Consider the following 3,529-nt stretch of genomic DNA (forward strand, 5'->3'; position numbering starts at 1 on the left):
CGCGCAGCTCCAAGATCTCCCCCACGCGCTTGCGGATCTCCCGCTGCGTCTCGATGGCGGTGCGCTCCGCCTGTCCGTAGAAGCGCAGGCGGTAGGTGCAGTCCAGGTCCCGGGAAACGCGCTGGACGTCCGCCACCGGCTCCAGCAGGCGCAGGTCGCCGAAGTACGCGCCCTGAGCCACTGCAGCCAGCACCAGCGCGGTGGTGCCGAACTTCAGGTAGTTGGAGAACTCGCTCAAGTTCGCATCCCCGATGATCACGTGCAGGCGGCGCCACTTGTCGGCCTCTGCGTGTGGCTCGTCGCGGGTGTTCACGATGCCGCGGTTCAGCGTGGTCTCCAGCGAGACCTCCGTCTCGATGTAGTCAGCGCGCTGGCTGATCTGGAAGCCCGGCTGCTCACCCTGCTGCCCCAGCCCGATGCGGCCGGCGCCGCAGAAGACCTGCCGGGTGACAAAGTGCGGGATCAACGCCGCATGCACGTCCTCGACGTCCAGGTCGCGCGGGTACAGGTAGTTCTCGTGCGAGCCGTAGCTAGCACCCTTGCCGTCCACGTTGTTCTTGTAGATCTTCAGCTCCGGCTCGGCTGCCTCGGCGGCGCGGTGCATGATGATGTCCCCGGCCTTGTCCCACACCACCGCGTCGCGGGCGGTCGTGGTCTCCGGGGAGGAGTACTCCGGGTGCGCGTGATCCACGTAGAAACGTGCGCCGTTGGCGGTGATGACGTTCGCCGCGCCGAGGGCGTTCGGATCTAACACCGGGGCGGAACCACGACGGTAACGGCGCAGATCGAAGCCGCGGATGTCGCGCAGGGGGGATTCGTTCTCGTAGTCCCAACGGGTGCGGCGGTTCACCCCCTGGCCGCTGTGTTCGGCATACGCCACAACAGCCTGGGTGGAGGTATGAATCGGGCTGGCCGACGGATCATCCACGGCGACGATGCCGTACTCCGTCTCCGAGCCAATGATGTGCGGGCCAAACAAACTTGTATCCTCCCTAGACCTTGTGCACGTCGATGTCCACGACGCGCTTCGTGCCGTGGCCGTAGATGCGCGCCCACTCCGCGGGGTTGGTGGTATCCGGCAGATCCTCGGAATCCCCCACCTCGGCCAAAACGGCCGCGTGCACGTGCTCGGGACGCAGGCCGTCTGTGCCGTTTGTGCCGTTGTGCAGCGCGTCCTTGATGGCCAGCGTTTTTGCCCGGTCCACGATGTTCGCCAGCATCGCGCCGGAAACGAAGTCCGCCCAGTACAAGTCCTCGCGGCTGCCGTCGGCGTAGTGGAGCGTGACATAGCGGTGCGCCTCGTCGCGGGTAAACAGCTCGTCGACGATGCTCTGCCGCAGGGCCTCCGCTGCCGCTTCGTTGGAACCGGCGGCGGCGGAGAAGTCGGCGTCAATAGGTAGAGAAGCATCGAGGTGCTTCGACAGGATGGCAGCCGCACCGAAAGCGTCGGGCCGGGCGATGCGGATCTTCACGTCCAGGCGGCCGGGGCGCAGGATGGCCGGGTCGATGAGCTCCTCGCGGTTCGAGGCGCCGATGACGATGACGTTGCCCGCGGCCTCCACGCCATCGAGCTCGGCGAGCAGCTGCGGAACGACGGTGGACTCCATGTCGGAGCTCACACCCGTGCCGCGGGTGCGGAACAGCGCCTCCATCTCGTCGAAGAAGACGATGACGGGGCGGCCGGAGCTGGCTACGCGGCGGGCCTGTTCAAAGATCGCGCGGATCTGGCGCTCGGTCTCGCCCACGAACTTGTTCAGCAGCTCAGGGCCCTTGATGTTCAGGAAGTACGGGGAATCCGACTGCGCCAGGGAGTTCGCCACGGCCTTCGCAATCAGGGTCTTACCGTTGCCGGGCGGGCCGTAGAGCAGCACACCCTTCGGCGGGCGCAGGCCGTAGCGGGTGTAGATCTCGGGGTGCAGGAAAGGCAGCTCGACCGCGTCGCGGATCTGCGTGATCTGCTGGCCCAGGCCGCCGATGTCGTCGTAGGTGACGTCCGGGACCTCCTCCAAGATCAGGTTGTTCGTCTCCGCGCGGGGCACGGCCTCGAAGGCCCAGCCGGACTTGCGGTCCACGATCACGGAGTCCCCAGTGACCACATCGCCTGCCAGGTCGCCGGCGGCCTTGACCACGTATTCCTCGCCCACCTTGTCGGCGATGATCAGCCGGTCGCCGGTGACCTCCACGACCTGTGCGATGTCGCCGAAGTCCGGCTGGCCGGTGACCTCCACGACCTGCTGGCCCTCCCCCAGGCGCACCATCACACCGGGCACCAGCTCGTGCTGCGGGACGTGCGGCGAGACCATCAGGCGCATCCGGCGGCCGGCGGTGAAAACTTCGGCCGTGAAGTCCCGGTTGGCCTGCAGCAGCGTGCCGTAGGTGCTCGGCGGTTCGGCCAGCGCTTCCAGCCGACCGTTGATCTCCTCCAGCTTCGTGCGGCTGGCCTGCAGCAGCTCCACGAGCTTCGCGTTGCGCGCGCCGAGTCGTCGGTTCGCGATCTGCAGCTCGCGCAGAGTCTGTGGCCCTTCCGCTGATGTGTTCTCGGTCATACTGACCAGTCTACTAACGGCGCGCGCGGCGTTGCGGTCGAGGTGCGGTGACGCCATCAGCCAGCCTGCGCGCCAGGATCAGAAATGCCGTGTGCGCGTTCATCCGGTGCTCGGGGCGGGTGGCCAGGCCATCGACCTTCCACTCACGCACCAGGGATTCCCAGGCCTTCGGCTCGGTGAAGCAGCCGGTCTCGCGGATGCCTTCCATGACCTTCATCAGCTGTGGGACGGTGGCGACGTACGTCATGAAAACCCCGCCGGGGATCAGCACGTCCTTGACGGTGTCCAGCATCTCCCAGGGCTCCAGCATGTCCAGCAGCACGCGGTCGACGTCGCCGACATCCTCCTTGGTGACGGTCTTCAGGTCGCCCAAGCGCAGGTCCCAGTTGTCGGGGTGGCCGTCGAAGTAGTCCTCCACGTTCTCCTTGGCGTAGGCCAGGTGATCTTCGCGGATCTCGTAGCTGATGACCTTGCCCTTAGGCCCTACGGCCCGCAGCAGCCAGGTGCTCATGGCCCCGGAGCCTGCGCCGGCCTCCAGCACCGTGGCGCCAGGGAAGATGTCGCCTTCCACGAGGATCTGGGCGGCATCTTTCGGGTAGATCACCGCCGCCCCGCGGGGCATGGATAGCACGTGATCGACCAGCAGGTGGCGGAAGCACAGGTATTCGGCGGCTCCGGAGGACTTGACCACGGTGCCCTCATGCTGGCCGATGATGTCGTCGTGGCGGATTTCGCCCTTGTGGGTGAAGAAGCTCTCGCCCTTGGCCAGGGTGATGGTGAAGTGGCGGCGTTTGGCGTCTGTGAGCTGCACGCGGTCGCCTTCGGTGAAACGGCCGGAATATGCCATATGGTCTTCCTTCCTGCTTTAAGAGATCCGGTTCATTTTACTAGGGTGGGTCGGGTGACTACGAAACTAGCTCTTTCCCCTTCTCGCGCCAACGACTACAAGCAGTGCCCGTTGCTGTACCGCTTTCGAGCCATCG

General features: G+C 65.9%; 3 protein-coding genes and 1 pseudogene. 1 reads left to right on the forward strand and 3 read right to left on the reverse strand.

All coding sequences use genetic code 11. From position 1 onward, the window contains the following. The 3 genes from dop to Q0331_RS06225 form a co-directional block, all read right to left on the reverse strand. Positions 1-979: depupylase/deamidase Dop (dop, locus tag Q0331_RS06215; protein ID WP_298075581.1), on the reverse strand; the 979-nt coding region annotated here is incomplete at its 3' end. Between the two features lie 13 nt (positions 980-992). Continuing rightward, the gene (gene arc / locus Q0331_RS06220) at positions 993-2,546 is read right to left on the reverse strand and encodes a proteasome ATPase (protein ID WP_298075582.1); all 1,554 of its coding nucleotides are present in this window, start codon (positions 2,544-2,546) and stop codon (positions 993-995) included. Between the two features lie 13 nt (positions 2,547-2,559). After that, positions 2,560-3,393 carry a tRNA (adenine-N1)-methyltransferase gene (locus Q0331_RS06225; protein WP_035003956.1) on the reverse strand — a complete coding sequence of 278 codons (834 nt, stop codon included), beginning with the start codon at positions 3,391-3,393 and terminating at the stop codon, positions 2,560-2,562. Here Q0331_RS06225 and Q0331_RS06230 point away from each other — a divergent pair. Then, positions 3,394-3,529, forward strand: a pseudogene (locus Q0331_RS06230) (recombinase RecB); the annotation flags it as partial.

The sequence above is a fragment of the uncultured Corynebacterium sp. genome, assembly GCF_937999985.1.
Taxonomy (GTDB): domain Bacteria; phylum Actinomycetota; class Actinomycetes; order Mycobacteriales; family Mycobacteriaceae; genus Corynebacterium.

Coding starts and splice junctions, on each gene's coding strand:
- Q0331_RS06225 (WP_035003956.1), bottom strand. CDS start 3,393: ATGGCATATTCCGGCCGTTTCACCGAAGGCGACCGCGTGCAGCTCACA.
- arc (WP_298075582.1), bottom strand. CDS start 2,546: ATGACCGAGAACACATCAGCGGAAGGGCCACAGACTCTGCGCGAGCTG.